This window comes from Streptomyces sp. NPDC050549 (genome assembly GCF_040655035.1).
Lineage (GTDB): Bacteria > Actinomycetota > Actinomycetes > Streptomycetales > Streptomycetaceae > Streptomyces.
Genome location: NZ_JBFAJD010000018.1, coordinates 1 through 25,375, shown reverse-complemented (window position 1 = coordinate 25,375; position 25,375 = coordinate 1). Strand labels below are relative to the sequence as shown.

The following is a 25,375-nucleotide window of genomic DNA, read 5'->3' as shown; positions in this document are numbered from 1 at the left end:
GCCTGCCGCCCCGAGAAAATTCGACCGCCCCGCCCAACCACCCCCCTACGGTGACCACATGAGCCACCGCCCCCTGCTCTTCCTCGACGTCGACGGCCCCCTCAATCCGTACGCCGCCCAGCCGGAGCGCCGCCCCGAGGGCTTCACGACGATCAGGGCCGCCGTGCGCCCGGGCCGCCCGCTCCGGGTCTGGCTGAACCCCGCACACGGACCGGCGCTCCTGGGTCTCGGCTACGACCTGTGCTGGGCGACCACGTGGATGGCCGCCGCGAACCGCTGGATCGCCCCGGTCGTCGGCCTGCCCGAGCTGCCGTACGTCGACTTCGGCGACGCCCTGTTCGCCGAGCGGCCCGACGGGGTCCACTGGAAGACGGAGGCGATCGTCGCGTACGCCGAGGGCCGCCCCTTCGCCTGGGTGGACGACGAACAGAGCGCGCTGGACGGCGACTTCGTGACTGCCCATCACCCGGGCCCGGCGCTGCTGCACCACGTGAACCCCCGACTCGGGCTGCGCGAGGGCGATTTCACGGAACTGGCGGGCTTCGCGGCGGCCGTACGGACCTGAGCCCCGATACGGGTCGAGCGCCCTCCCGTCGGCCGGAAGGGCGCTCGACTCAGGTCACCGCACTGCTAGTTGTGGCTGTGCAGGATTTCGTTCAGGCCGCCCCAGACCGCGTTGTTCGGGCGGGCCTCGACCGTGCCGGTGACCGAGTTGCGGCGGAAGAGGATGTTGGAGGCGCCGGAGAGTTCGCGGGCCTTGACGATCTGACCGTCGGGCATCGTGACGCGGGTGCCGGCGGTGACGTAGAGGCCGGCCTCCACGACGCATTCGTCGCCGAGCGCGATGCCGACGCCGGCCTCGGCGCCGATCAGGCAGCGCTCGCCGATGGTGATGCGGACGTTGCCGCCGCCGGACAGCGTGCCCATGGTGGACGCGCCGCCGCCGATGTCCGAGCCGTCGCCGACCACGACACCGGCGGAGATCCGGCCCTCGACCATCGACGTGCCGAGCGTGCCGGCGTTGAAGTTCACGAAGCCCTCGTGCATGACCGTCGTGCCCTCGGCGAGGTGCGCGCCCAGCCGGACCCGGTCGGCGTCGGCGATGCGGACGCCCTTCGGGGCCACGTAGTCCGTCATGCGCGGGAACTTGTCGATCGACGTCACCTGAAGGTGAAGGCCCTCGGCGCGGGCGTTGAGCCGCGCCTTCTCCACGTCGTCGACCGCGACCGGGCCGAGCGAGGTCCAGGCGACGTTGGCGAGGAAGCCGAACATGCCGTCCAGGCTCTGGCCGTGCGGCTGGACCAGGCGGTGCGAGAGGAGGTGCAGGCGCAGATAGACGTCGTGCGCGTCGAGCGGCTTGTCGTCGAGGGAGGCGATGACCGTGCGGACCGCGATCACTTCGACGCCTCGGCGGGCGTCCGGACCGATCGCCTTCGCCGCACCCTCGCCGAGCAGTTCCACGGCGCGCTCGGCGGACAGCCGCTCGGTACCGGCGGGGCCGGGTTCGGCGGACAGTCCGGGCGCGGGGAACCAGGTGTCGAGGACGGTTCCGTCGGCGGTGACGGTGGCGAGGCCGGCGGCAACGGCGCCGGTGGTGCGAGGTGCGGTCGTGTCGGTCATGAGGGAAACCTAACCTGGAGGGGGCGGCGGGGACCAACTCGTCCACGGGGCGTCTCAGGGAACGACACGCACGGGCCCGCGCCACGGCCCCGTGCCACGGTCAACGAAAGCGGCTGACGGGGAGTACGCAGGGCGCGGGTCGGCCCGGGGCACGCGGAAAGCGGGTCGCGGGTCGCGGGTCGCGGTATGTCACGGCAACAGGTCACGGGCCACACGCAGGTCTCGGGCCGACGGCCACAGGCCGCCGCACGGCAGTCACCGGCCACCGGTCGCCGTGCGCCCGCCTCGCCGCCTCACACCTCCCGGCAGGGGATCACCCGCCCCAACACCTCCCGGGCATACCCCTCGTCGTACGCCGCGTCCGTCAGCAGCACCTGTAGACAGATCCCGTCCATCAGCGCGACCAGCGCCCGCGCGGTCACCGGATCCGTCCGGCGGGACAGGCGCTCGGCGAGGTCGCGGGCCCACTCGTCGGCGACGGGGCGCAGGGCGGGGCGGCGCAGGGCGGCGAGGTACAGCTCGTACTCCAGCTCGACGCCCGTGCGGTCGCCGGCGAGCCACTCGCCCATCCAGCCGGCCAGCTCCCCGGCCAGGTCGGTGCACGGGTCCTCCAGGCCGCCGCGCGCCGCGATCACCTTGGCGAAGCCCTCGTTGGCCTGGCGCAGCGCCGCGACCATCAGTTCGTCGAGGGTCGTGAAGTGGTACGTCGTCGAGCCGAGCGGCACATCGGCCTCGGCGGCGACGGAGCGGTGGCTGAGTCCCGCGATGCCCTTCTGTCCTACGACCCGGATCGCCGCGTCGATGATCCGCTGACGCCGCTCGGGGTCGTAGCGCCGGGCCATCAGTGCGCACCGCCCAGGTTGAGGACGACCACCCCGATGATGATCAGCGCGATACCGGCGGCCTTCGCGAAGGTCATCCCCTCGCCCAGGAACACCGTGCCGATGCCCACGACGGCGGCGGTGCCGAGGCCGGCCCAGATCGCGTAGGCCGTACCGACGGACATGGATTTCAGGGTCTGCGCGAGCAGGGCGAAGGAGAGCACGTATCCGACGACCGTGAGGACCGACGGCCACAGCCGGCTGAAGCCGTGGCTGAACTTCATGGCGGTGGTGCCGCCCACCTCCGCGGCGATCGCCGTGAGGAGCATCAGGAATCCCATGTGTACGAGTGTACATAACGGCGGGCGGCGCGGGCGGTCCGCGATGGCGGCGTCCATTCGACCGGGGTACGGACCTCGCGCAAGCAGCAGCGTTCCGCACGGCGTTGACAAAAGAGCACGGGGAATGAGAGGTGACGTCCCATACGTCGGCCGCCTGCCCCGGAACTCGTAGAAACCGCTCACCGAAACGGCTGCTCACAGGCCTCCCGCTCCACTACTGTTTCACCGTTCACTCACCTGGTTTTCACGGCCACGGCCGTCGCCATGGGCGCCGCTGGAGGAACAGCGCATGCCAGACAACACGTCCCAGCACCCTCCCCCGCACCACTCCTCTTGGGAGAACGGCTGGACCCCCGACAGTTCCCGGGCCCCCGGAACCCGCCGACTCTGGCTGGCCGGGGCCCTCGCCCTCACCACGATTGCCGTGTGCGCCACGGCGATCGTCCTCACGGACAAGCAACCTGACGACACAGCACGTACCAAGGCGGCGACGGACCCGTCGTCGGTCGGAGCGGACGGTCCCGGGCTGCTCTCGTTCGCCTCGCCGTCGAAGAAGGACCCGCCCACGCCCGACGCCCACACACCGGCCGCCACGAAGTCACCCTCCGCGCCGGCCACCGCCGCGGAGCACAGCTCCACGCCCTCCGCGAAGGCGCCCGCACCGTCCAAGTCGGCGTCGTCCCACGGCGGTTCGTCCTCCTCGGGCTCGGGGGGATCGTCCGGGTCGGGCGGCTCGTCGACTTCCTCGTCCGCCTGGAAGTCGGTCCGCTCGGTCAACTACCCGGACCGGTACTGGCAGGTGAGCGGCGACTACGTGAAGCTCAACCCGGCCGGTTCCACCGCTGCCCGCCGCGCCTCGACCTTCAAAGTGGTCAAGGGCCTTGCCAAGAGCTCCTGTTACTCGTTCGCGACGGCCGACGGCAGCTATCTCCGCCACCGCAACTTCATCCTCCGGGCGGAACGCAACGACGGCTCGTCCCTCTTCAAGCAGGACGCCACCTTCTGCCCCCGCACCTCGTCCTACTCCGGCGCGGTGATGCTGGAGTCGGTCAACTACCCGGGCCGCTATCTGCGTCACCAGAACTTCCAGCTCAAGCTGGACCAGTACCAGAACAGCAGCCTGTACCGGGCGGACTCGGCGTTCCGGCTGGTGGCCGGGCTCAGCTAGCAGTCCCGTCACGAAAGGCGATCAGCGAGGCCTTGGGCCGTAGTACGCAGAACTCGTTGCCCTCCGGGTCGGCGAGGACCACCCAGCCCACGGTCTCGCTCTGTCCGATGTCGACCCGTCGCGCACCCAGCGCGAGGATCCGCTCCACCTCGGCGTCCCGGTCGTCGGGGGCGAGGTCGAAGTGCAGCCGGTTCTTGACTGCCTTCGGCCCGCTCACCGGCATGAAGCAGATGCCGGTCTCCGCGAACTCCCCCGGCCCGATGACGACTTCGCGTTCCTTCTCGGACAGGATCCGCCAGTCCAGCACCCCGCACCAGAAGCGGGCGAGGCCCGGAAGATCGTGCGTGTCGATGACTATGTGATGCAGCGAAACGGCCATACCCGAAAGGTATGGCCGTTTCCCGTGAACCCAGAAGAACCAGCAGGCTCAGACGTTGAAGCCCAGCGCCCGGAGCTGCTCGCGACCGTCGTCCGTGATCTTGTCCGGGCCCCACGGCGGCATCCAGACCCAGTTGATGCGGAGCTCGTTGACGAGGCCGTCCGTGGCGGACTTGGCCTGGTCCTCGATGACGTCCGTCAGCGGGCAGGCCGCCGAGGTCAGCGTCATGTCGATGGTCGCGATGTTCGCGTCGTCGATGTGCACGCCGTAGATGAGGCCGAGATTGACGACGTCGATGCCCAGTTCGGGGTCGACGACATCGAGCAGGGCCTCGCGGACCTCCTCCTCGGAGGCGGGCTTGATCTCCATGGTCTCGGTGTCGCTCATGCCGTCTTCCTTTCCGCGTCGGCGTCGGCTCCGCCCAGGGCCTGGGCCGTCGCGTCCTTCCACGCCATCCAGCTGAGGAGGGCGCACTTCACCCGTGCCGGGTACTTGGAGACACCGGCGAACGCGACCGCGTCCTCCAGCACCTCTTCCATGTCGTCGTCGGGCTCGATCCGGCCCTTGGACTGCATCAGCTCCAGGAAAGTCTCCTGGATCTTCCGCGCCTCGGACAGCTCCTTGCCGACGAGGAGGTCGTTCAGTACGGAGGCCGAGGCCTGGCTGATGGAGCAGCCCTGACCCTCGTAGGAGATGTCGGTGATCTGCTCGCCGTCGTACTTCACGCGCAGCGTGATCTCGTCGCCGCACGTCGGGTTGACGTGGTGCACCTCGGCATCGCCATCCCGCAAGCCCCGCCCGTGCGGGTGCTTGTAGTGGTCCAGGATGACTTCCTGGTACATCGAATCAAGCTTCACGGTCTCAGCTCACGTCCCTTAACCGAAGAAGTTCCGTACGTGCTCCAAGCCGTCGACCAGTGCGTCGATCTCGGCCGGCGTGGAGTACAGATAGAACGACGCTCGCGTGGTCGCAGGAATTCCGTAGCGCAGGCAGACGGGCCGTGCGCAGTGGTGTCCGACCCGGACCGCGATGCCCTCCTCGTCGAGGACCTGGCCCACGTCGTGCGGGTGGATGTCGCCGAGCGTGAAGGAGATCGCCGCGCCCCGGTCCTCGGCCGTGGTGGGGCCGATGATCTTCAGGTCGGGGACGTCCAGCAGGCGCTTCACCGCATACTCGGTCAGCGCGTGCTCATGGGCGAGGATCTTGTCCATGCCGATCGCCGACAGGTAGTCGATCGCAGCCCCGAAACCGACCGCCTGCGCGATCGGCGGGGTGCCCGCCTCGAACTTGTGCGGGGCGGGAGCGTACGTCGACGAGTGCATCGACACGGTCTCGATCATCTCGCCGCCGCCGAGGAACGGCGGGAGGTCCTCAAGGAGCTCCTGGCGGCCCCAGAGGACGCCGATGCCGGTCGGGCCGCACATCTTGTGGCCGGTGAAGGCCACGAAGTCGGCCTGGAGGGCCTGGACGTCCAGCGGCATGTGCGGTGCGGCCTGCGAGGCGTCGATCAGGACCAGGGCCCCGACCTCCTGCGCACGGCGCACGATCTTCTCGACCGGGTTGACGGTGCCGAGGATGTTGGAGACCAGCACGAAGGAGACGATCTTCGTCTTCTCGGTGATCACTTCGTCTATGTTCGACAGGTCCAGCCGGCCGTCGTCCGTGAGGCCGAACCACTTCAGCTTCGCGCCCGTGCGCTGCGAGAGCAGCTGCCACGGCACGATGTTGGAGTGGTGCTCCATCTCCGTGATGACGATCTCGGTCTCGTGGTCCACGCGGTAGGGCTCGTCGGCCCAGCCCAGCATGTTCGCGACGAGGTTCAGCGACTCGGAGGCGTTCTTGGTGAAGATCACCTCGTCGCGGGAGGGCGCGTTGATGAACGCGGCGACCTTGTCCCGCGCGCCCTCGTACAGCGCCGTGGCCTCCTCGGCGAGCACATGCACACCGCGGTGGACGTTGGCGTTGTAGCGCTCGTAGTACTCGTTCAGGGCGTCGAGGACCTGGCGCGGCTTCTGCGAGGTCGCCGCGTTGTCCAGGTACACGAGCTTCTTACCGTCGTGGACCGTGCGGTCCAGGATGGGGAAGTCCTTGCGGATCGCCTCTGTGTCGAGGAGGCCCGGCAGTTGCGTCACGCGGATACGCCACCCTTCGCGGTGTAGGCCTCGTAGCCCTCGTTCTCCAGCTTGTCGGCGAGCTCGGCGCCGCCGGACTCGACGATCCGGCCGCCGGAGAAGACGTGCACGAAGTCGGGCTTGATGTAGCGCAGGATGCGCGTGTAGTGCGTGATCAGCAGGGTGCCGACCTCACCGGTCTCGCGGACGCGGTTGACGCCCTCGGAGACGACGCGCAGGGCGTCGACGTCCAGGCCGGAGTCGGTCTCGTCGAGGATCGCGATCTTCGGCTTGAGCAGCTCCAGCTGAAGGATCTCGTGGCGCTTCTTCTCACCGCCGGAGAAGCCCTCGTTGACGTTGCGCTCGGCGAAGGCCGGGTCCATGTGAAGACGCGCCATGGTCTCCTTGACCTCCTTCACCCAGGTACGCAGCTTCGGCGCCTCACCGCGGACGGCGGTGGCGGACGTACGAAGGAAGTTGGAGACGGAGACACCGGGGACCTCGACCGGGTACTGCATCGCGAGGAACAGGCCGGCGCGGGCGCGCTCGTCGACGGACATCTCCAGGACGTCCTCGCCGTCGAGGGTGACGGTGCCGCCGGTGATCGTGTACTTGGGGTGGCCCGCGAGCGAGTAGGCGAGGGTCGACTTGCCGGAGCCGTTCGGGCCCATGATGGCGTGGGTCTCGCCCTGCTTCACGGTGAGGTCGACGCCCTTGAGGATCTCCTTCGTGGCGTTGTCGGCCTCGACGGTGACGTGCAGGTCGTGGATTTCAAGCGTTGCCATGGGTTCCTCAGGACTCCTGGGTGAGGGAGACGAGCACGTCGTCCCCTTCGATCTTTACGGGGTATACGGGTACGGGGCGGGTGGCGGGGAGGCCGGACGGCTTGCCGGTGCGCAGGTCGAACGCTGAGCCGTGCAGCCAGCACTCGATCTGGCAGTCCTCGACCTCGCCCTCGGAGAGCGAGACGTTCGCGTGCGAGCAGATGTCGTTGATCGCGAACACCTCCCCCTCGGTCTTCACGACCGAGACCGGCGTGCCGTCGAGTTCCACCCGCTTCGGGGTGTCCTCCTCCAGCTCGCTCAGCCCGCAGGCCCGAAGAAATTGAGCAGCGTGGAAGGCCGACATCAGACCGACGCCTCCAGCTCCGCGTCGATCTTCTCCAGCAGCCGCTCCTGGATGTCGGCGACACCGATCTGCTGGACCAGTTCGGCGAAGAAGCCGCGGACCACCAGACGTCGGGCGTCGTCGGCGGGGATGCCGCGGGCCATCAGGTAGAAGAGCTGCTCGTCGTCGAAGCGGCCGGTCGCGGAGGCGTGTCCGGCGCCGACGATCTCGCCGGTCTCGATCTCCAGGTTCGGCACGGAGTCGACGCGGGCGCCGTCGGTCAGCACGAGGTTGCGGTTCATCTCGTACGTGTCGGTGCCCTCGGCCTTGGCCTCGATGAGGACGTCGCCGATCCACACCGCGTGGGCACCCTCGCCCTGGAGCGCGCCCTTGTAGATGGCGTTGGACTTGCAGTGCGGGACGTTGTGGTCGACCAGGAGGCGGTGCTCCTGGTGCTGGCCGGCGTCCGTGAAGTACAGGCCGAACAGCTCGGCCTCGCCACCGGGTCCGGCGTAGGTCACGCGCGGGTGCAGTCGTACGAGGTCGCCGCCGAAGGTGACGACGAACGACTTGAAGGTGGCGTCGCGGCCGATCAGGGCGTTGTGCTGGCCGACGTGCACGGCCTTGTCGTCCCAGTCCTGGACGGAGACGACGGTCAGCTTGGCGCCGTCGCCGAGGACGTAGTCGACGTTGGCGGCGAGGACCGCGTCACCGGTGTGGTCGATGACGACGACGGCCTCGGCGAAGGCTCCCAGCTCGATGACCTGGTGGCCGTAGGCGACGCCGCCCTCTCCGTGCACGACGATGCGGATCGGCTCGGTCAGGACCGTCTCCTTGGGGACGGTGACGACCGAGGCCTTCTCGAAGGACGAGTAGGCCTGCGCGGCCACCCGGTCCACCGGGGTGCCGGCCTTGCCGAGCCGCGCGTCGTCACGGCCGACGGTCTCCACGGTGACCCCCTCGGGGGCTCCGATGGCGACCTTCACGCCCCCGCCGTCGGCGACCGCGGTGCCGTCGTGCAGCCCGCGCAGGCGCTCCAGCGGGGTGAACCGCCACTCCTCCTCGCGGCCGTGGGGGACCGGGAAGTCCGCCACGTCGAAGGACGGGGGCGCGCTCATGCGCGTGGCGACGGTCGACTCGGCGGCCACCGCGATCGATCCGGCGGTGGTGGAGGACCCCACCGTGGAGTTCTGAGCCTCAGCCATGGCTGTCGTAGTGCTCGCTTTCTGAAGTCAAGAAGTGTGCTGGCCGGCGGTCGGAATCAGCCGACCGAGCCTTCCATCTGGAGCTCGATCAGCCGGTTGAGTTCCAGCGCGTACTCCATCGGCAGCTCCTTGGCGATCGGCTCGACGAAGCCGCGCACGATCATCGCCATCGCCTCGAACTCGGTCAGACCGCGGCTCATCAGGTAGAAGAGCTGGTCCTCGGAGACCTTGGAGACGGTCGCCTCGTGGCCCATGGACACGTCGTCCTCGCGGACGTCCACGTACGGGTACGTGTCGGAGCGGGAGATGGTGTCGACGAGCAGCGCGTCGCACAGCACGTTCGACTTGGAGCCGTGGGCGCCCTCGCCGATCTCGACGAGACCGCGGTAGGACGTACGACCGCCGCCGCGCGCCACCGACTTGGAGACGATGTTGGAGGAGGTGTTCGGCGCCATGTGGACCATCTTGGAGCCGGCGTCCTGGTGCTGGCCCTCGCCCGCGAAGGCGATGGAGAGGGTCTCGCCCTTGGCGTGCTCGCCCATCAGGTAGACGGCCGGGTACTTCATCGTCACCTTGGAGCCGATGTTGCCGTCGATCCACTCCATGGTCGCGCCCTCGTAGGCGACGGCGCGCTTGGTGACCAGGTTGTAGACGTTGTTCGACCAGTTCTGGATGGTCGTGTAGCGGCAGCGGGCGTTCTTCTTGACGATGATCTCGACGACCGCGCTGTGCAGCGAGTCCGACTTGTAGATCGGCGCCGTACAGCCCTCGACGTAGTGCACGTAGGCACCCTCGTCGACGATGATCAGGGTCCGCTCGAACTGGCCCATGTTCTCCGTGTTGATACGGAAGTAGGCCTGGAGCGGGATCTCGACCTGCACGCCCTTGGGCACGTAGATGAAGGAACCGCCGGACCACACGGCGCTGTTCAGCGACGCGAACTTGTTGTCGCCGACCGGGATGACGGTGCCGAAGTACTCCTTGAAGAGCTCCGGGTGCTCCTTCAGCGCGGTGTCGGTGTCGAGGAAGATGACGCCCTGCTCCTCCAGGTCCTCACGGATCTGGTGGTAGACGACCTCGGACTCGTACTGCGCGGCGACACCGGCGACGAGGCGCTGCTTCTCCGCCTCGGGGATGCCGAGCTTGTCGTACGTGTTCTTGATGTCCTCGGGCAGGTCCTCCCAGGACTCCGCCTGCTTCTCCGTGGAGCGCACGAAGTACTTGATGTTGTCGAAGTCGATGCCGGAGAGGTCGGAGCCCCAGTTCGGCATGGGCTTCTTCTCGAACAGGCGCAGGCCCTTGAGACGGAGCTTGGTCATCCACTCCGGCTCGTTCTTCTTGCCGGAGATGTCCCGGACGACGTCCTCGTTGATGCCGCGCTTGGCGGAGGCACCGGCCACGTCGGAGTCGGCCCAGCCGTATTCGTACGTGCCCAGACCCTCGAGCTCGGGGTGGGCAGTCTCCTCGATGGGGAGCGTCATGCGGGGTTCCTCCCGGCGGTACTTGCAGATGCGTTATGTGTGGTCTTAGGGATAAACGTGGTGCACACACCGTCGCCGTGGGCGATGGTCGCCAGTCGCTGGACATGGGTGCCGAGCAACTGGGAGAAGAGCTCTGTCTCCGCCTCGCACAGTTGCGGGAACTGCTCGGCGACATGGGCGACCGGGCAGTGGTGCTGGCAGAGCTGCTCACCGACCGGTGCGCTACGCGCCGTAGCAGCGTACCCGTCCGCGCTCAGGGCCTTGGCCAGCGCTTCCGCGCGGTTCTCGGGAGCGGCGGCCTCGACGACCTTGCGGTAGGCGATGGCCTGGGCGGCCATCCGGTCGCGGGCGAAGGCGACGACGGCCTCGTCCCCGCCCTCGCGCGCCGCGATCCAGCGCAGCGCGTCCGCGGCGAGCTTGTCGTAGGACTGGTCGAAGGCGTCCCGGCCGCAGTCGGTCAGGGCGAACACCTTGGCGGGCCGGCCGCGCGTGCGCGCTCCGTAGACCCGCTGCTCACGTGCTTCCACGACGTCGTCGGCGACGAGTGCGTCGAGATGACGGCGTACGGCGGCCTGGGTCAGCCCCAGCCGGCCGGCGAGGTCGGCCACGGTCGACGGGCCGTGGTCCAGGATGGAGCGCGCGACACGGTTGCGGGTGGACCGCTCACCGGTCGCGAGTTCCTCCTGCGGAGCCTCGCCAACGTTTTTCACAACGCCATTGTTGCGTAATTCCTCAGAGGCAGGCAACCCGCGTCCCGGCCACCCGGCGGTGCGGTGCGTCACTTAGGTATACCTAATCCGACCTGCGGAAACGATCTTTGATCGATCAATCGGGTGGCGCCGCCGACCCCCTTCCGGGAGACTCCCCACCCATGTCCACACCCCCTCCCACCGGCCCACTTGCCACTCGGGACACGCTCGCCGCCGACCTGCGCGAGGCAGGCGTGCGCCCCGGCGAGATCCTCCTCGTACACACCTCCCTGAGCTCCCTCGGATGGGTCTGCGGAGGCGCCGTTTCGGTCGTCCAGGGCCTCCTCGACGCCATCGGCCCGACCGGCACGCTGGTGGTCCCCACCCAGACCGGCGACCTCTCGGACCCGGCGCTCTGGGTAAATCCGCCGGTCCCCCGCGAATGGTGGGACACCATCCGCACCTCCATGCCCTCCTACGACCCCCTCGTCACGCCCTCGCGCGGCGTGGGCGTCGTCCCGGAGACCGTCCGCACCTGGCCCGGCGCCCGGCGCTCCGCGCACCCGCAGACCTCGTTCGCGGCGATCGGTCCGCACGCCGCCGAGATCCTCGACGGCCACGCCACCGACTGCCGGCTCGGCGAGCGCAGCCCGCTGGCCCGCCTGGAGGGCCTCCACGCGCGCGTGCTGCTGCTCGGCGCGGGCTACGACACCTGCACGAGCTTCCACCTGGCCGAGTACCGCATCCCGTCCCCGCTGGTCGCGGTCGGCCGGCCCGGCCCGGACGGCTGGGAGACGGTGACCGAGGTGTCGATCTCCTCCGACCGCTTCGACGAACTGGGCCACGACTTCGAACGGGACCGTCCCGTCGTCCGCGGAAAGGCGGGCGCGGCCGACGTGCGGCTGTTCCCGGTGGGCGACGCCGTGGCCTACGCCGAGCGGTGGCTGCCCCTGCACCGCCCCCGTGAGGAGGAGATCCTGCCCCCTCCCCCACTCTCAACTTCGTTCGAGCGGGGGGACCCCCATCTCTGAGGCGAGGCCGGCCTACCTAGACTCGGGCCCATGCGAAGCGAGCCCGTGCTCCAGGTCCAGGCCCTGGTGAAGCGGTACGGCACGAAGACCGCGGTGAACGGCCTCGACCTGGAGGCCGATGCGGGTGTCACCGCGGTACTGGGTCCCAACGGGGCGGGCAAGACGACCACGGTCGAGACCTGCGAGGGGTACCGGAAGCCGGACTCCGGCACGGTGCGCGTCCTGGGCCTCGACCCGGTCCGCGAGTCCGCGGCACTGCGCCCCAGAATCGGCGTGATGCTCCAGTCCGGCGGGGTCTACTCGGGCGCCCGCGCCGACGAGATGCTCCGCCATGTGGCCAAGCTGCACGCGCACCCGCTGGACGTGGACGCGCTCATCGAGCGCCTGGGGCTCGGCAGTTGCGGCCGTACGACGTACCGCCGTCTCTCCGGCGGCCAGCAGCAGCGCCTCGCGCTCGCGATGGCCGTCGTGGGCCGCCCCGAACTGGTCTTCCTGGACGAGCCGACCGCGGGCCTCGACCCGCAGGCCCGCCGCGCCACCTGGGACCTGATCCGCGACCTCCGCGCGGACGGCGTCTCCGTCGTCCTCACGACCCACCACATGGACGAGGCCGAGCAACTCGCCGACGACGTCGCGATCATCGACGCCGGCAAGGTCATCGCGCACGGCTCCCCCGAGGAACTGTGCCGGGGCGGCGCCGAGAACACCCTCCGCTTCACCGGCCGCCCCGGCCTCGACGTCGGCTCCCTGCTGAAGGCCCTCCCGGCCGACTCCACGGCCGCCGAACTGACCCCGGGCTCCTACCGCGTCGGCGGCAAGGTCGACCCGCAACTGCTCGCCACGGTCACCTCGTGGTGCGCGCAGCACGGGGTGATGCCGGAGAAGATCTCGGTCGAACGGCACACCCTGGAGGACGTGTTCCTGGGACTCACCGGCAAGGAGCTGCGCTCGTGACGACGACCACCGACCCGGGGACGTACACCCCGGCACCGGGGGCGGCCCCCCTCCCTCGCATGATCGCGGCACAGGCGCTCCTCGAAACGAAGATGCTCCTGCGCAACGGCGAACAGCTCCTCCTCACGGTGGTCATCCCCACCCTCCTGCTGGTCCTCTTCAGCTCGGTGGACATCGTCGACACCGGCAAGGGCAAGTCCGTCGACTTCCTCGCCCCCGGGATCCTCGCGCTCGCCGTGATGTCGACGGCGTTCACGGGCCAGGCCATCGCGACGGGCTTCGAGCGCCGCTACGGCGTCCTGAAGCGCCTCGCGTCCTCCCCGCTCCCCCGCTGGGGCCTGATGACCGCGAAGACGGCGTCGGTCCTGGTCACGGAGATCCTCCAGATCATCCTGCTGACGGCGATCGCCTTCGCACTGGGCTGGTCCCCGCACGGCAACCCCTTCGCCGTACTCCTCCTCCTGATCCTCGGCACGGGGGCCTTCTCCGGCCTCGGCCTCCTGATGGCGGGCACCCTGAAGGCGGAGGCCACCCTCGCCGCCGCCAACCTGGTGTTCCTGCTGCTCCTGGTCGGCGGCGGGGTGATCGTGCCGATGGACAAGTACCCGTCGGGGGTCCAGGACGTGCTGGGGCTGCTGCCGATCTCGGCACTTTCGGACGGGCTGCGGGATGTGTTGCAGCACGGGGCCGGGATGCCTTGGGGCGACCTGGGGATCCTGGGTGTGTGGGCGGTCGTGGGGCTGGGGGCGGCGGGGGCGTTCTTCCGCTGGGAGTAGGCCTGAGCCGGACCCTCGTGAAAGCGTGCACAAGCACCCCCCTACGATGGTCCCCGTGCCAAACGTGACCCACGCCGACGCCGTAGCCGCCGTGCGCAACCCCCTCGCCTTCATCGCCGCGCGCTGGACCCCGGATCCCCGGACGGTTCGGCGGGCGGCTCTCGCCGCGCTCGTGATGTCGGTGGTCATCGTGGTCACCGGCGGTGCCGTGCGGCTGACGGGGTCGGGGCTCGGCTGCCCGACCTGGCCCAAGTGCACGGACGACTCGCTGACCACGACCAGCGCGATGGGCTTCCACGGTGCCATCGAGTTCGGCAACCGGATGCTGACGTACGTGCTGTGCGCCGCCGTCGGCTGGGCGATCATCGCCGCGCGCTCGGAGAAGCCGTACCGCCGCGGTCTCACCCGGCTGGGCTGGGCGCAGTTCTGGATCGTGATGAGCAACGCGATCCTCGGTGGGATCGTGGTGCTGGTCGGCCTCAACCCGTACACGGTCGCGGCCCACTTCCTGCTCTCCTCGGCGCTGATCGCGGTCGCGACGCTGATGTGGCAGCGCAGCCGGGAGGGCGACGGCGAGCCCAAGCCGCTGGTCGGCAAGGCCGTGCAGCAACTGGTGTGGTTCCTGGTCACGGCCTCCGTGCTGCTGATCGCGGTCGGCACGGTGGTGACCGGCGCGGGCCCGCACGCGGGCGACTCCAAGGAGGTCGAGCGGATCCCGATCGACTGGGAGACGGTCGCCAAGCTGCACGCGGTGCTCGCCTGGATCGTGGTCACGCTGACGTTCGCCCTGTGGTTCGTCCTCAAGGCGGTCGACGCCCCCAAGGGCCCCCTGGACCGCACCCGCGAGCTGTTCCTGATCCTGCTCTCCCAGGGCGTCATCGGTTACGTCCAGTACTTCACGAACCTCCCCGAGGCCCTGGTCGCCGTCCACATGCTCGGCTCCTGCCTGGTGTGGATCGGGGTGCTGCGGGTGCTGCTGTCGCTGCGCGAGCGGCCGGCGGTCGTGGCGGACCTGCCGGGGCCGTCGGTGGAGCAGTCGCTGCCCACGCGCGCGTGAGTCACCCGTAGCGGGTGACCAACTCGTCTATCGCCGGGCCGAGATAGGCCCGGGTCAGCTCCGCCCGGCGGTCGAGCCGGTCGCCCTCTCCGGAGCCGGCCGAGGACGGTACCGGATCGTCGTAGCGCCGCCGTACGACGTCCTCCACTACCTCCACCGGGGCCCCGAGGCCGGGCAGTACGTCGAGCGCCTCGCGCTTGGTGATGAGCCGGCCATCCCGTCGGGTGACGGTCGCGCGGGCGAAGGTGGTCAGGCCGAGGTCGACCCAGATGTCCTGGTGCCAGAGGTCCGCCTTGTCGACGGCCGGCCGCCAGAACTCCCGCTGGTCCCGTACGACGAACTCGCCCAGCTCCTGGTCCGTCACGGCCGGCAGCAGCTGCTTCGGTGATCCGCCCTGCAACACCCGCCCGAAGTCGTGCAGTTCACGCCGGGTGACGGGCGTGACGGGCCGGCGGGTGACGTGGTCGTGGGCCCAGGTGAGGTGCCGTTGGTTCGGGGCGTCCTGGGTACCGGGGGCGAGGTAGCTGCAGTGCAGGTGGGTGGCGAGGGGGTCGGTGCGCAACCCCCGGTGCAGAGCGACGAGTTGGCGGGCGGTGCTCGGCTTGAGGGGATGGTCCAGGATGGCTATCAGGTCCAGGTCGCTGCGCCCCTCCTGGTAATCGCCCCCGGCGAGCGAACCGTGGGCCCACACGGCGACGGGCTTCAGAGGGGCCAGTTCGTTCAGGAAGCGGGCGAGCAACGCGTCGGTCGGCATTGGCCCAGTCTGTACAGCTCACTCCAGCCCGTACACCCGTTTCGCGTTGCCGACCGCGATCAGTCCCGCGACCCGCTGCGCGTCGGCCGGCGACCACGCCCCCTCGGCGACCCAGTTGCCGAGCACCCGCCCGAGCGCCTCGCGGAACAACCGGGCGCCCACGACGTGCAGTTCGGGCAGCCCGTGGGCCCCGCTGGAGAACAGGATCTTGCCGAAGGGGGCCAGCTCCAGGATCTCGGCGAGCACGGTCGCCGCGCGAGCGCCGGTGCGGACGAGGGCGGCGCCGGAGTCGGCGTAGACGTGCGGGAAGACGCCCGCGAGGTGGGCCGCGTGCCGGTGGTACGGGTAGCTGTGCAGCAGCACGAGGTCGGTGCCGAGCCCGGCGGTCGCGCGCACGAAGTCGGTGAGCAGGACGGGGTCGGTGCGGTCGATACGCAGGCCCGGTTCACCCAGTCCGGCGTGGAGTTGGAGGGGTAGCCCGGACGCCACGGCGATCCACAGCAGGTGTCGCAGGAGCACGGGGTCGCTCAGCGCCCCGCCGACCCTTCGCCCGGCCAGCCAGCGGCCCGCCGCGCCCCTGACCTCGCCCGGGCCGGGGGGTTCGGGCGCGAGCGCGAGACCGTGCCGTACGCCCGCCACTGAGGTGAAGGCCACCGCGCCGACCGCGGCGCCGTGCACCGACTCGGCGAGGTTGGCGAGGAAGGACTCGACGGTGCCGGAGGTGTCGGCGACCTGTTCGGCGAGGAGTTCGAGGCGGACGATCTCCCGCGCGTCCGCCTGACCGGCCGTCGCCATCTCGGCGGGCCCGGTGAGGTCGCCGGGCAGGCCCGTGTCGATCAGATACGTGGTGATGCCACTGCCGCGCAGCAGCCTGCGGCCCGCTTCCAGTACGCCGAGTTCACGGCGCCGGGCGAGATAGCGGGCGGGCGGACAGTGCGGCTCCAGGCCGAGCAGGGGCGGGCACCATCGTCGTACGGCGAATCCGGTCTGGGTGTCGAAGAGGGTGGTGCCGGGGGCGGGTGGGCCCTCGGTGCGGGCGAGTTGGGCCTCGAAGGTGCCGAGGCCCAGCTCCGTTCTCAGTACGCCGTGGCAGTACTGGTCCACGAGGGACGGCGTTTCGATCATCCGGGCTCCCCGTGGCGGTGACTGCGTCGCTTGTACGGGGCCTAACGGGTGAAACGGGGGTGAGGTGTTGCTCGTACGCACCCCGTGTGAGGGGGCCCCGGTCGTCAACCGTTGCTCGGGCCGCCGACCTGGATGCCCGCCATGCGGGTCCACTCGTACCGACCGGTGGTCACCTTCGCCGCGAACTCGCCGTCGAAGGCCTCGTGGACGGTGATCCCGGACTTCTCGACGGCCTGCTGGGCGATCTCGTAGGTCGTGGCCACCAGGTCGCCCCAGCCGCCGTCCTCGCCCACGAGGACGATGCGGGCGCCGCGTTCCCCGATGTACGCGACCTGGCCCTCGGCCCCGCCGTGCGCCTTGGAGAAGGTGCCGATCTGCTTGGCGAGGCGGGCCACCTGGCGCTCGGCCTTCGCGTCAACCTGCTGCGTGTCTGCCATGGCCAGGATGCTACCGACGGGTAGGTCGAACGGCGACGGGCGGGGGGAGTGACTCCTGCCTCAGGAGGAGCTGGTGCACTACCTGAGGAAGGGGTCCACCGCGATCGCCACGAAGAGGATCGACACATAGGTGATCGACCAGTGGAAGAGGCGCATCTCCTTGAGCTTGCCGCCGGTCACCTCGGCCTTGGCGCGGTTCTGGAGGCCGTGCGCCTCCCACAGCCAGAAGCCTCCGGCCAGCAGGGCGACCAGGGTGTAGAACCAGCCCGTGTAGCCGAGGGGCGTGAGGAGCAGGGAGACCGCGACCATGACCCAGCTGTAGATCACGATCTGCCGGGCGACCACCTTGTTGGAGGCGACGACCGGGAGCATCGGCACGCCCACGCGCGCGTAGTCGTCCCTGACCTTCATGGAGAGCGGCCAGTAGTGCGGCGGCGTCCAGAAGAACATGACGAGGAAAAGAATGATGGGGGCCCAGGACATGGAGTCCTTGACCGCGGACCAGCCGATGAGGACCGGGAGGCAGCCGGCGATTCCGCCCCACACGATGTTCTGCGAGGTACGTCGTTTGAGGATCATCGTGTAGACGACGACGTAGAAGAGGAGCGCTCCGAGCGCGAGCCACGCGGACAGCCAGTTGACGGTCAGGCCGAAGAGGAGTGTCGAGACGACGGCGAGGGTGATGCCGAAGGCGAGGCACTCGCGGGGGCTGACCATCCCGGTGACGAGGGGGCGCTGCGAGGTGCGGTCCATGAGCGCGTCGATGTCGCGGTCGATGTACATGTTGAGCGCGTTCGCGCCACCGGCGGAGAGATAGCCGCCGAGGCAGGTGAGAAGGACCAGTTTGAGGTCGGGCACACCCTGCTGGGCCAGGAACATCACCGGAACGGTGGTGATCAGCAACAGCTCGATGATCCGCGGCTTGGTCAGCGCCACGAACGCCATGACCCGGGCCCCGATCGGCCGCCGGCTCGGGCTCTGACTCGCCCCGACAATCCCCGCTGGACGGGATTCAACGGCCGTCACGCACACCCCTGACAGAGACATCCCAGCAAGCCTCCGGGTGTGAACTCCCCGTAAAGGCTCGCGCGTACCACGCCACTGTAGACGTTGCCCAGACCCGGACATTCGCGGGGGTGGGGTCGTGTTGGGCACCGCCCCCGGAAGAGCTGATCAGCACTCTGTTGAGCACTCGAACGAGCACCTCCGTATTCAGTTGCCGAATACGAAACGAGCCAGTCGGGAGGCGGATCCCCGAGAGTCCCGGCAGTCTGGAATGACTCGAAAAAATGCACGTTCTCACGGGGGTAGGCTCGACAACGGCCGGTGGGCGCCAAGTGCACCGGCATCCGACATGCGTGACATGTGGAGAGGAGCCCTGACTCAGGGTGAGCACCAAGCCGACCACCACAGACCTCGAGTGGACCGAGTTGGACCAGCGGGCCGTGGACACCGCCCGCGTCCTGGCCGCCGATGCCGTACAGAAGGTCGGTAACGGCCATCCCGGTACGGCCATGAGCCTCGCGCCCGCCGCCTACACCCTCTTCCAGAAGGTGATGCGGCACGACCCCGCCGACGCCGACTGGGTGGGGCGCGACCGGTTCGTGCTGTCCGCCGGCCACTCGTCCCTGACTCTCTACACGCAGCTCTATCTGGCCGGTTTCGGCCTGGAGCTGGCCGACCTGGAAGCGTTCCGCACCTGGGGCTCGAAGACTCCGGGGCACCCCGAGTACGGCCACACGACCGGAGTGGAGACCACCACCGGCCCGCTGGGCCAGGGTGTCGCCAACGCCGTGGGCATGGCCATGGCCGCCCGCTACGAGCGCGGTCTGTTCGACCCGGACGCCCCGCAGGGCGAGTCCCCCTTCGACCACTACATCTTCGCGATCGCCGGTGACGGCTGTCTCCAGGAGGGCATCTCCGGAGAGGCGTCCTCGCTCGCCGGCCACCAGGAGCTCGGCAACCTGATCCTCCTGTGGGACGACAACCACATCTCCATCGAGGGCGACACCGAGACCGCGGTCTCCGAGGACACCGTCAAGCGCTACGAGGCGTACGGCTGGCACGTCCAGCGCGTCGCCCCGAAGCCGGACGGCGACCTGGACCCGCACGCCATCTACAACGCCATCGAGGCCGCGAAGAAGGTGACGAACAAGCCGTCGTTCATCGCGATGCGCTCGATCATCGCCTGGCCCGCGCCGAACGCGCAGAACACCGAGGCCGCGCACGGCTCGGCGCTCGGTGCCGAAGAGGTCGCGGCCACCAAGCGCGTCCTCGGCTTCGACCCGGAGAAGTCCTTCGACGTCTCCGACGACGTCCTCAAGCACACCCGTCAGGCGCTGGAGCGGGGCCGCGAGGCGAAGGCCGCGTGGGAGCCGTCGTACCAGGAGTGGCGGACCAACAACCCGGAGCGCGCCGCCGAGTACGACCGCATCTCCGCGGGCGAGCTGCCGGCCGGCTGGGAGGACAAGCTCCCGGTGTTCGAGGCGGGCAAGGGGGTCGCCACCCGTGCCGCGTCAGGCAAGGTGCTCCAGGCGCTCGGCGCGGTCATCCCCGAGCTGTGGGGCGGCTCGGCCGACCTCGCGGGCTCGAACAACACGACGATCGACAAGACCTCGTCGTTCCTCCCGGCGGACAACCCGCTGCCGGAGGCGAACCCGTACGGCCGCACGATCCACTTCGGCATCCGCGAGCACTCCATGGCCGCGGAGATGAACGGCATCACGCTGCACGGCAACACCCGTGTCTACGGCGGTACGTTCCTCGTCTTCTCCGACTACATGCGCAACGCCGTGCGGCTCTCCGCGCTGATGCACGTGCCGGTGACGTACGTGTGGACGCACGACTCCATCGGTCTGGGCGAGGACGGCCCGACCCACCAGCCGGTCGAGCACCTGGCCTCGCTGCGCGCCATCCCGGGCCTGAACGTGATCCGCCCGGCCGACGCCAACGAGACCGCGATCGCCTGGCGCGAGGTCCTGCGCCGCTACACCAAGGTCTACGGCAAGGGCGCCCCGCACGGCTTCGCGCTGACGCGTCAGGGTGTGCCGACGTACGAGGCCAACGAGGGCACCGCCAAGGGCGGTTACGTCCTGTTCGAGGCGTCCACGGGTACGCCCGAGGTGATCCTCATCGGTACCGGTTCCGAGGTCCACCTCGCCGTCGAGGCGCGCGAGCAGCTGGAGGCCTCCGGGGTGCCGACGCGGGTCGTGTCCATGCCCTGTGTGGAGTGGTTCGAGGCACAGGACCAGGAGTACCGGGACAGCGTGCTGCCGCCGTCGGTCAAGGCGCGGGTCGCGGTCGAGGCCGGCATCGGTCTGACCTGGTACCGGTTCGTCGGGGACGCCGGCCGCATCGTTTCCCTGGAGCACTTCGGGGCTTCCGCCGACGGCAAGGTGCTCTTCCAGGAGTTCGGCTTCACTGCCGAGAACGTGGCCGCCAAGGCCCGGGAATCCATCGCCGCCGCCCAGAGCTGACGCTGACAAACGACACGTAGGAGATGCATTTTCCATGACAGACGCACTCAAGCGCCTCTCCGAGGAAGGCGTCGCGATCTGGCTGGACGACCTGTCGCGCAAGCGGATCACGTCCGGCAACCTCGCCGAACTGATCGACCAGCAGCACGTCGTGGGCGTCACCACCAACCCGTCGATCTTCCAGAAGGCCATCTCGTCGGGCGACGGTTACGAGCAGCAGCTCACCGACCTCGCCGCCCGCAAGGTCACCGTCGAAGAGGCGATCCGCATGATCACGACGGCGGACGTCCGTGACGCCGCCGACATCCTGCGCCCGGTCTACGACGCGAGCGGCGGCCAGGACGGACGCGTGTCGATCGAGGTCGACCCGCGGCTGGCCCACAACACGGCGGCGACCATCGCCGAGGCCAAGCAGCTCGCCTGGCTGGTGGACCGTCCCAACACCCTCATCAAGATCCCGGCCACCAGGGCGGGCCTCCCGGCGATCACCGAGACCATCGGCCTCGGTATCAGCGTCAACGTCACCCTGATCTTCTCGCTGGAGCGTTACCGCGAGGTCATGGACGCGTTCATCACCGGCCTGGAGAAGGCCAAGGAGCGCGGCCTGGACCTCTCCAAGATCCACTCGGTGGCGTCCTTCTTCGTGTCCCGCGTGGACACCGAGATCGACAAGCGGATCGACGCACTTGGCACCGACGCGGCCAAGGCCGCCCGCGGCAAGGCCGGTCTCGCCAACGCGCGGCTCGCCTACCAGGCGTACGAGGAGGTCTTCTCCTCCGACCGCTGGCTGGCCCTGGACAAGGCACAGGCCAACAAGCAGCGTCCGCTGTGGGCCTCGACCGGTGTCAAGGACAAGGCGTACAAGGACACCCTGTACGTGGACGACCTGGTGGCGCCGAACACGGTGAACACCATGCCGGAGGCCACTCTCGAGGCCACCGAGGACCACGGTCAGATCATCGGCAACACCATCGCCGGCACATACGAGCAGTCGCGCGCCGAGCTCGACGCCGTAGAGGCGCTCGGGATCTCTTACGACGAGGTGGTGCAGCTGCTGGAGGACGAGGGCGTCGAGAAGTTCGAGGCGGCCTGGACCGACCTGCTCAAGTCGACCGAGGCGGAGCTCTCCCGCCTCGCCCCCTCGGAGGGCTGAAACCTTGTCGAGCAGCAACCCGCTGCGTGACCCCGCCGACCGACGGCTCCCGCGTATCGCGGGGCCGTCGGGCCTGGTCATCTTCGGCGTCACAGGCGATTTGTCACGCAAAAAGCTGATGCCCGCCGTGTACGACCTCGCGAACCGGGGTCTGCTGCCGCCGGGTTTCTCGCTCGTCGGCTTCGCCCGGCGCGAGTGGGCCCACGAGGACTTCGCGCAGGAGGTCCACGACGCGGTCAAGGAGCACGCCCGTACGCCGTTCCGTGAGGAGGTCTGGCAGCAGCTCGTCCAGGGGATGCGCTTCGTCCAGGGCACCTTCGACGACGACGACGCGTTCGAGCGGCTGCGCTCCACGATCGACGAACTGGACAAGGCCCAGGGCACAGGCGGCAACTTCGCCTTCTACCTGTCGGTACCGCCGCGCTCCTTCCCGGTCGTCATCCAGCAGCTGAAGAAGCACGGTCTCGCCGACCAGGACAACGGTTCCTGGCGCCGCGCGGTCATCGAGAAGCCCTTCGGCCACGACCTCAAGTCGGCCGAGGACCTCAACAAGGTCGTGCACGAGGTCTTCGCCGCCGACCAGGTCTTCCGCATCGACCACTACCTCGGCAAGGAGACCGTCCAGAACATCCTGGCGCTCCGCTTCGCCAACACGATGTTCGAGCCGATCTGGAACCGGTCCTTCGTGGACCACGTGCAGATCACCATGGCCGAGGACATCGGCATCGGCGGTCGGGCCGGCTACTACGACGGCATCGGCGCCGCCCGTGACGTCATCCAGAACCACCTGCTCCAGCTGATGGCGCTGACCGCGATGGAGGAGCCGTCCTCCTTCTCCGCCGACGCGCTGGCCGCCGAGAAGGAGAAGGTGCTCGGCGCGGTACGCCTGCCGAAGGACCTGGGCAAGAACACGGTCCGCGGGCAGTACGCCGAGGGCTGGCAGGGCGGCGAGAAGGCCGTCGGCTACCTCCAGGAAGACGGCATCGACCCGCAGTCGAAGACCGACACCTACGCCGCCATCAAGGTCGAGGTCGACAACCGCCGCTGGGCGGGCGTCCCCTTCTACCTGCGCACCGGCAAGCGCCTGGGCCGCCGCGTCACCGAGATCGCGGTCGTCTTCCAGCGCGCCCCGCACTCCCCCTTCGACCATACGGCGACGGAGGAGCTGGGCCAGAACGCGATCGTCTTCCGCGTCCAGCCCGACGAGGGCGTCACGGTCCGCTTCGGCTCCAAGGTCCCCGGCACCTCGATGGAGATCCGGGACGTCTCCATGGACTTCGCCTACGGCGAGTCGTTCACGGAGTCCAGCCCGGAGGCGTACGAGCGCCTCATCCTCGACGTCCTCCTGGGCGACTCGAACCTCTTCCCGCGCACCGAGGAGGTCGAGCTGTCCTGGAAGATCCTCGACCCGATCGAGCAGTACTGGGACAAGCACGGCAAGCCCGCGCAGTACCAGTCCGGCACCTGGGGTCCGGTCGAGGCGGACGAAATGCTCGCACGAGAGGGACGGAGCTGGCGCCGGCCATGAAGATAGACCTCACCGACACCACTGCCAGCAAGATCAACAAGGGGCTGGTGAAGGCCCGCCGTGCCATCGGCACCCCGGCCGTCGGCATGGTGCTCACCCTCGTCGTCGTCACGGACGAGGAGAACGCCTACGACGCTCTGAAGGCCGCGAACGACGCGTCGCGCGAGCACCCTTCGCGCACGCTCGTCGTCATCAAGCGCGTCTCGCGCTCGCCCCGGGACCGCACCCAGTCCCGCCTCGACGCCGAGGTACGGGTGGGCACGGACGCGGGCAGCGGAGAGACGGTCGTCCTGCGGCTGTACGGCGAGGTCTCCGACCACGCCCAGTCCGTGGTGCTGCCGCTGCTGCTGCCGGACGCGCCGGTGGTCGTCTGGTGGTCGGTGGACGCGCCCCGCGACCCGGCGAACGACCCGCTGGGCGCCCTGAGCCAGCGCCGGGTCACCGACAGCTACGCGGCGGAGAAGCCCGTCGATGAGCTGCGGTCCCGCGCCGAGAGCTACGAACCGGGCGACACCGACCTGGCCTGGGCCCGGATCACCCCGTGGCGTTCGATGCTGGCCGCCGCACTCGACCAGGTCTCCACGGAGATCGTCTCCGTCGAGGTGGCGGGCGAGGAGTCCAACCCGAGCGTCGAACTGCTCGCGATGTGGCTCGCCGACCGGCTCCATGTGCATGTCCGGCGGGCGATCTCGGCCGGTCCCGGTCTGACCCAGGTCCGCCTGGAGACGACCGGCGGCCCCATCACGCTGCACCGGTCGGACGGGGCGATGGCCACGCTGGCGCTTCCCGGCCAGCCGGACCGCGCGGTGGCCCTCAAGCGCCGCGAGACGTCCGAGCTGCTCGCGGAGGAGCTGCGCAGGCTCGACCCGGACGACACCTACGCGTCCGCGCTGCGGTTCGGCGTGGACCGGCTGGGCGGGATCCAGTCGGCGGCGGAACGGGCCGAGGCGGCTGCCGACCAGCCCGTGCCGGCGCTGCCGGTGCGCGCGGTACCGGAGGCGGCGCCCGCGTCGGTTCCGGCAGCGGCTGCCAAGTCGGCTCCGGCATCGGCTTCCGCTTCGGCGGTCGAGAGTGACGCCGACCGGCCGACCCCCGCGAAGATGCCCCCGGTCAAGAAGCAAGAAGGCTGATCCGCAGTGAGCACTCCCCAACTCGTCGTCCACCGCGACAAGGAACTGATGGCCCAGGCCGCCGCGGCCCGGCTGATCACGAAGATCGTGGACGCGCAGGCCTCGCGCGGCAACGCCTCGATCGTGCTCACCGGTGGCCGCAACGGCAACGGTCTGCTGGCGGCTCTCGCGGAACAGCCCGCCCGGGACGCCATCGACTGGGGCCGGCTGGACCTGTGGTGGGGCGACGAGCGGTTCCTGCCCGAGGGCGACCCGGAACGCAATGTCACCCAGGCCCGCGAGGCGCTGCTCGACGCGGTGCCGCTGGACCCGAAGCGCGTGCACGCCATGCCCGCGTCGGACGGTCTCTACGGCGCCGACGTGGACGCTGCGGCGGCCGGTTACGCCGAGGAACTCGCCCGGTCCGCCGGTCCCGAGAACCACGGCGCCGTGCCGACCTTCGACGTCCTGATGCTGGGCGTCGGCCCGGACACCCATGTGGCGTCGCTCTTCCCGGAGCTGCCCGCTGTACGAGAGACCGAGCGCACGGTGGTCGGCGTGCACGGCGCACCCAAGCCGCCGCCGACCCGGGTCACCCTGACCCTGCCTGCGATCCGCTCCGCTCGTGAGGTGTGGCTGCTCGCGGCGGGCGTGGACAAGGCGGAGGCGGCGGCGATCGCGCTCTCCGGCGCGGGCGAGATCCAGGCACCGGCCGCCGGTGCCCAGGGCCGCGCCCGCACCCTGTGGCTGCTGGACGCGGCGGCGGCCTCGCAGCTGCCCCGCGCGCTGTATCCGCCGGCTTCGGCCTGACAACCGGCAACCTGTCGAAGAGCCCGTACGACGTCACGTCTGTCGTACGGGCTCTTCGCCGTCTCAACGCCCGCGCAGCTCGCGGTACTTGGCGACCAGGGCCGTCGTCGACGCGTCCAGGCCCGGCACGTCGGCGCCTTCGGTCAGAGCGGGTTCCACGCGCTTGGCGAGGACCTTGCCCAGCTCGACGCCCCACTGGTCGAAGGAGTCGATGTTCCAGACCGCTCCCTGCACGAACACCTT

27 protein-coding genes and 1 pseudogene are annotated in these 25,375 nt (G+C 69.6%); 11 read left to right on the top strand and 17 right to left on the bottom strand.

The genetic code is table 11. The annotated features are described in order from the left end of the window. Window positions 1-58: 58 nt before the first annotated feature. On the top strand, window positions 59-565 hold the full coding sequence (locus tag AB0I51_RS25300; RefSeq protein ID WP_362978731.1) for a hypothetical protein: 507 nt from the start codon (window positions 59-61) through the stop codon (window positions 563-565). Window positions 566-630: 65 nt separating this feature from the next. Here the strand turns inward: AB0I51_RS25300 and dapD are convergent, their stop codons facing one another. From dapD to AB0I51_RS25285, 3 genes are all read right to left on the bottom strand, one after another. Continuing rightward, a complete protein-coding gene (dapD, locus tag AB0I51_RS25295) occupies window positions 631-1,620 on the bottom strand; it encodes a 2,3,4,5-tetrahydropyridine-2,6-dicarboxylate N-succinyltransferase (RefSeq protein WP_362978729.1) in 990 nt (329 codons plus the stop codon). 293 nt (window positions 1,621-1,913) lie between these two features. After that, window positions 1,914-2,462, bottom strand: coding sequence for a TetR family transcriptional regulator (locus AB0I51_RS25290; protein WP_362978727.1), 549 nt, complete (start codon window positions 2,460-2,462; stop codon window positions 1,914-1,916). Continuing rightward, the gene (locus AB0I51_RS25285; RefSeq protein WP_362978726.1) at window positions 2,462-2,782 is read right to left on the bottom strand and encodes a multidrug efflux SMR transporter; all 321 of its coding nucleotides are present in this window, start codon (window positions 2,780-2,782) and stop codon (window positions 2,462-2,464) included. The genes AB0I51_RS25290 and AB0I51_RS25285 overlap by 1 nt, the downstream gene beginning before the upstream one ends. 289 nt (window positions 2,783-3,071) lie before the next feature. Here AB0I51_RS25285 and AB0I51_RS25280 point away from each other — a divergent pair, with 289 nt between their 5' ends. After that, entirely contained in the window at window positions 3,072-3,950 is an 879-nt protein-coding gene (locus AB0I51_RS25280; RefSeq protein ID WP_362978724.1) for an AbfB domain-containing protein, read from the top strand. Here the strand turns inward: AB0I51_RS25280 and AB0I51_RS25275 are convergent. Genes AB0I51_RS25275 through AB0I51_RS25235 form a run of 9 tightly spaced genes read right to left on the bottom strand, consistent with a single transcriptional unit; the run spans window position 3,943 to window position 10,943 of the window. After that, entirely contained in the window at window positions 3,943-4,329 is a 387-nt protein-coding gene (locus AB0I51_RS25275; RefSeq protein ID WP_362978722.1) for a VOC family protein, read from the bottom strand. The two genes, AB0I51_RS25280 and AB0I51_RS25275, sit on opposite strands and share 8 nt — an antisense overlap. Window positions 4,330-4,377: 48 nt before the next feature. Continuing rightward, entirely contained in the window at window positions 4,378-4,716 is a 339-nt protein-coding gene (locus tag AB0I51_RS25270) for a metal-sulfur cluster assembly factor (protein ID WP_280877144.1), read from the bottom strand. Then, window positions 4,713-5,186: a Fe-S cluster assembly sulfur transfer protein SufU gene (gene sufU / locus AB0I51_RS25265; protein ID WP_362978720.1), complete on the bottom strand. Its 474-nt coding sequence runs from the start codon at window positions 5,184-5,186 to the stop codon at window positions 4,713-4,715. The genes AB0I51_RS25270 and sufU overlap by 4 nt, the downstream gene beginning before the upstream one ends. An 18-nt stretch (window positions 5,187-5,204) precedes the next feature. Next, entirely contained in the window at window positions 5,205-6,461 is a 1,257-nt protein-coding gene (locus tag AB0I51_RS25260; protein WP_362978718.1) for a cysteine desulfurase, read from the bottom strand. Then, on the bottom strand, window positions 6,458-7,225 hold the full coding sequence (gene sufC / locus AB0I51_RS25255) for a Fe-S cluster assembly ATPase SufC (protein WP_362978716.1): 768 nt from the start codon (window positions 7,223-7,225) through the stop codon (window positions 6,458-6,460). The genes AB0I51_RS25260 and sufC overlap by 4 nt, the downstream gene beginning before the upstream one ends. A 7-nt stretch (window positions 7,226-7,232) precedes the next feature. Further along, on the bottom strand, window positions 7,233-7,568 hold the full coding sequence (locus tag AB0I51_RS25250; protein WP_362978714.1) for a non-heme iron oxygenase ferredoxin subunit: 336 nt from the start codon (window positions 7,566-7,568) through the stop codon (window positions 7,233-7,235). Further along, window positions 7,568-8,752, bottom strand: coding sequence for a Fe-S cluster assembly protein SufD (sufD, locus tag AB0I51_RS25245; protein WP_362978712.1), 1,185 nt, complete (start codon window positions 8,750-8,752; stop codon window positions 7,568-7,570). Before sufD ends, AB0I51_RS25250 begins: the two co-directional genes overlap by 1 nt. Window positions 8,753-8,808: 56 nt before the next feature. Next, on the bottom strand, window positions 8,809-10,233 hold the full coding sequence (sufB, locus tag AB0I51_RS25240) for a Fe-S cluster assembly protein SufB (protein ID WP_362978710.1): 1,425 nt from the start codon (window positions 10,231-10,233) through the stop codon (window positions 8,809-8,811). Next, a complete protein-coding gene (locus AB0I51_RS25235) occupies window positions 10,230-10,943 on the bottom strand; it encodes a metalloregulator ArsR/SmtB family transcription factor (RefSeq protein ID WP_362978708.1) in 714 nt (237 codons plus the stop codon). Before AB0I51_RS25235 ends, sufB begins: the two co-directional genes overlap by 4 nt. A 161-nt stretch (window positions 10,944-11,104) precedes the next feature. Between AB0I51_RS25235 and AB0I51_RS25230 the strand changes: the two genes are divergently transcribed. Genes AB0I51_RS25230 through AB0I51_RS25215 form a run of 4 tightly spaced genes read left to right on the top strand, consistent with a single transcriptional unit; the run spans window position 11,105 to window position 14,740 of the window. Beyond that, on the top strand, window positions 11,105-11,953 hold the full coding sequence (locus AB0I51_RS25230; RefSeq protein ID WP_362978706.1) for an AAC(3) family N-acetyltransferase: 849 nt from the start codon (window positions 11,105-11,107) through the stop codon (window positions 11,951-11,953). A gap of 30 nt (window positions 11,954-11,983) precedes the next feature. Further along, window positions 11,984-12,907: an ABC transporter ATP-binding protein gene (locus AB0I51_RS25225; protein ID WP_362978704.1), complete on the top strand. Its 924-nt coding sequence runs from the start codon at window positions 11,984-11,986 to the stop codon at window positions 12,905-12,907. A gap of 59 nt (window positions 12,908-12,966) precedes the next feature. Next, a complete protein-coding gene (locus tag AB0I51_RS25220; protein WP_362979028.1) occupies window positions 12,967-13,683 on the top strand; it encodes an ABC transporter permease in 717 nt (238 codons plus the stop codon). Window positions 13,684-13,729: 46 nt separating this feature from the next. Beyond that, entirely contained in the window at window positions 13,730-14,740 is a 1,011-nt protein-coding gene (locus tag AB0I51_RS25215; protein ID WP_362978702.1) for a COX15/CtaA family protein, read from the top strand. 1 nt (window position 14,741) lies between these two features. Here the strand turns inward: AB0I51_RS25215 and AB0I51_RS25210 are convergent, their stop codons facing one another. From AB0I51_RS25210 to AB0I51_RS25195, 4 genes are all read right to left on the bottom strand, one after another. After that, window positions 14,742-15,494 carry a nucleotidyltransferase domain-containing protein gene (locus tag AB0I51_RS25210; protein ID WP_362978700.1) on the bottom strand — a complete coding sequence of 251 codons (753 nt, stop codon included), beginning with the start codon at window positions 15,492-15,494 and terminating at the stop codon, window positions 14,742-14,744. Window positions 15,495-15,512: 18 nt separating this feature from the next. After that, entirely contained in the window at window positions 15,513-16,619 is a 1,107-nt protein-coding gene (locus tag AB0I51_RS25205; RefSeq protein ID WP_362978698.1) for an amidohydrolase family protein, read from the bottom strand. Window positions 16,620-16,723: 104 nt separating this feature from the next. Next, window positions 16,724-17,056: a hypothetical protein gene (locus AB0I51_RS25200; RefSeq protein WP_362978696.1), complete on the bottom strand. Its 333-nt coding sequence runs from the start codon at window positions 17,054-17,056 to the stop codon at window positions 16,724-16,726. A 78-nt stretch (window positions 17,057-17,134) separates the two neighbouring features. Further along, on the bottom strand, window positions 17,135-18,088 hold the full coding sequence (locus AB0I51_RS25195; protein ID WP_200712143.1) for a heme o synthase: 954 nt from the start codon (window positions 18,086-18,088) through the stop codon (window positions 17,135-17,137). Window positions 18,089-18,444: 356 nt separating this feature from the next. On the opposite strand from AB0I51_RS25195, the gene tkt reads away from it, so the two are divergent. Genes tkt through pgl form a run of 5 tightly spaced genes read left to right on the top strand, consistent with a single transcriptional unit; the run spans window position 18,445 to window position 25,132 of the window. Next, window positions 18,445-20,532, top strand: coding sequence for a transketolase (gene tkt, locus AB0I51_RS25190; RefSeq protein ID WP_362978694.1), 2,088 nt, complete (start codon window positions 18,445-18,447; stop codon window positions 20,530-20,532). Window positions 20,533-20,566: 34 nt separating this feature from the next. Further along, the gene (gene tal / locus AB0I51_RS25185; RefSeq protein ID WP_362978692.1) at window positions 20,567-21,685 is read left to right on the top strand and encodes a transaldolase; all 1,119 of its coding nucleotides are present in this window, start codon (window positions 20,567-20,569) and stop codon (window positions 21,683-21,685) included. A 4-nt stretch (window positions 21,686-21,689) separates the two neighbouring features. Further along, a complete protein-coding gene (gene zwf, locus AB0I51_RS25180; RefSeq protein WP_362978690.1) occupies window positions 21,690-23,213 on the top strand; it encodes a glucose-6-phosphate dehydrogenase in 1,524 nt (507 codons plus the stop codon). Next, entirely contained in the window at window positions 23,210-24,343 is a 1,134-nt protein-coding gene (opcA, locus tag AB0I51_RS25175; RefSeq protein ID WP_362978688.1) for a glucose-6-phosphate dehydrogenase assembly protein OpcA, read from the top strand. The genes zwf and opcA overlap by 4 nt, the downstream gene beginning before the upstream one ends. A gap of 6 nt (window positions 24,344-24,349) precedes the next feature. Beyond that, window positions 24,350-25,132, top strand: a complete 783-nt coding sequence (pgl, locus tag AB0I51_RS25170; RefSeq protein ID WP_362978686.1) for a 6-phosphogluconolactonase — start codon at window positions 24,350-24,352, stop codon at window positions 25,130-25,132. 63 nt (window positions 25,133-25,195) lie between these two features. Here pgl and AB0I51_RS25165 read toward each other — a convergent pair. Continuing rightward, window positions 25,196-25,375 (bottom strand): annotated as a pseudogene (locus AB0I51_RS25165) (glucose-6-phosphate isomerase); the annotation flags it as partial.

Coding starts and splice junctions, on each gene's coding strand:
- AB0I51_RS25300 (WP_362978731.1), top strand. CDS start 59: ATGAGCCACCGCCCCCTGCTCTTCCTCGACGTCGACGGCCCCCTCAAT.
- dapD (WP_362978729.1), bottom strand. CDS start 1,620: ATGACCGACACGACCGCACCTCGCACCACCGGCGCCGTTGCCGCCGGC.
- AB0I51_RS25290 (WP_362978727.1), bottom strand. CDS start 2,462: ATGGCCCGGCGCTACGACCCCGAGCGGCGTCAGCGGATCATCGACGCG.
- AB0I51_RS25285 (WP_362978726.1), bottom strand. CDS start 2,782: ATGGGATTCCTGATGCTCCTCACGGCGATCGCCGCGGAGGTGGGCGGC.
- AB0I51_RS25280 (WP_362978724.1), top strand. CDS start 3,072: ATGCCAGACAACACGTCCCAGCACCCTCCCCCGCACCACTCCTCTTGG.
- AB0I51_RS25275 (WP_362978722.1), bottom strand. CDS start 4,329: ATGGCCGTTTCGCTGCATCACATAGTCATCGACACGCACGATCTTCCG.
- AB0I51_RS25270 (WP_280877144.1), bottom strand. CDS start 4,716: ATGAGCGACACCGAGACCATGGAGATCAAGCCCGCCTCCGAGGAGGAG.
- sufC (WP_362978716.1), bottom strand. CDS start 7,225: ATGGCAACGCTTGAAATCCACGACCTGCACGTCACCGTCGAGGCCGAC.
- AB0I51_RS25250 (WP_362978714.1), bottom strand. CDS start 7,568: ATGTCGGCCTTCCACGCTGCTCAATTTCTTCGGGCCTGCGGGCTGAGC.
- sufD (WP_362978712.1), bottom strand. CDS start 8,752: ATGGCTGAGGCTCAGAACTCCACGGTGGGGTCCTCCACCACCGCCGGA.
- sufB (WP_362978710.1), bottom strand. CDS start 10,233: ATGACGCTCCCCATCGAGGAGACTGCCCACCCCGAGCTCGAGGGTCTG.
- AB0I51_RS25230 (WP_362978706.1), top strand. CDS start 11,105: ATGTCCACACCCCCTCCCACCGGCCCACTTGCCACTCGGGACACGCTC.
- AB0I51_RS25225 (WP_362978704.1), top strand. CDS start 11,984: ATGCGAAGCGAGCCCGTGCTCCAGGTCCAGGCCCTGGTGAAGCGGTAC.
- AB0I51_RS25220 (WP_362979028.1), top strand. CDS start 12,967: ATGATCGCGGCACAGGCGCTCCTCGAAACGAAGATGCTCCTGCGCAAC.
- AB0I51_RS25215 (WP_362978702.1), top strand. CDS start 13,730: ATGGTCCCCGTGCCAAACGTGACCCACGCCGACGCCGTAGCCGCCGTG.
- AB0I51_RS25210 (WP_362978700.1), bottom strand. CDS start 15,494: ATGCCGACCGACGCGTTGCTCGCCCGCTTCCTGAACGAACTGGCCCCT.
- AB0I51_RS25205 (WP_362978698.1), bottom strand. CDS start 16,619: ATGATCGAAACGCCGTCCCTCGTGGACCAGTACTGCCACGGCGTACTG.
- AB0I51_RS25200 (WP_362978696.1), bottom strand. CDS start 17,056: ATGGCAGACACGCAGCAGGTTGACGCGAAGGCCGAGCGCCAGGTGGCC.
- tal (WP_362978692.1), top strand. CDS start 20,567: ATGACAGACGCACTCAAGCGCCTCTCCGAGGAAGGCGTCGCGATCTGG.
- opcA (WP_362978688.1), top strand. CDS start 23,210: ATGAAGATAGACCTCACCGACACCACTGCCAGCAAGATCAACAAGGGG.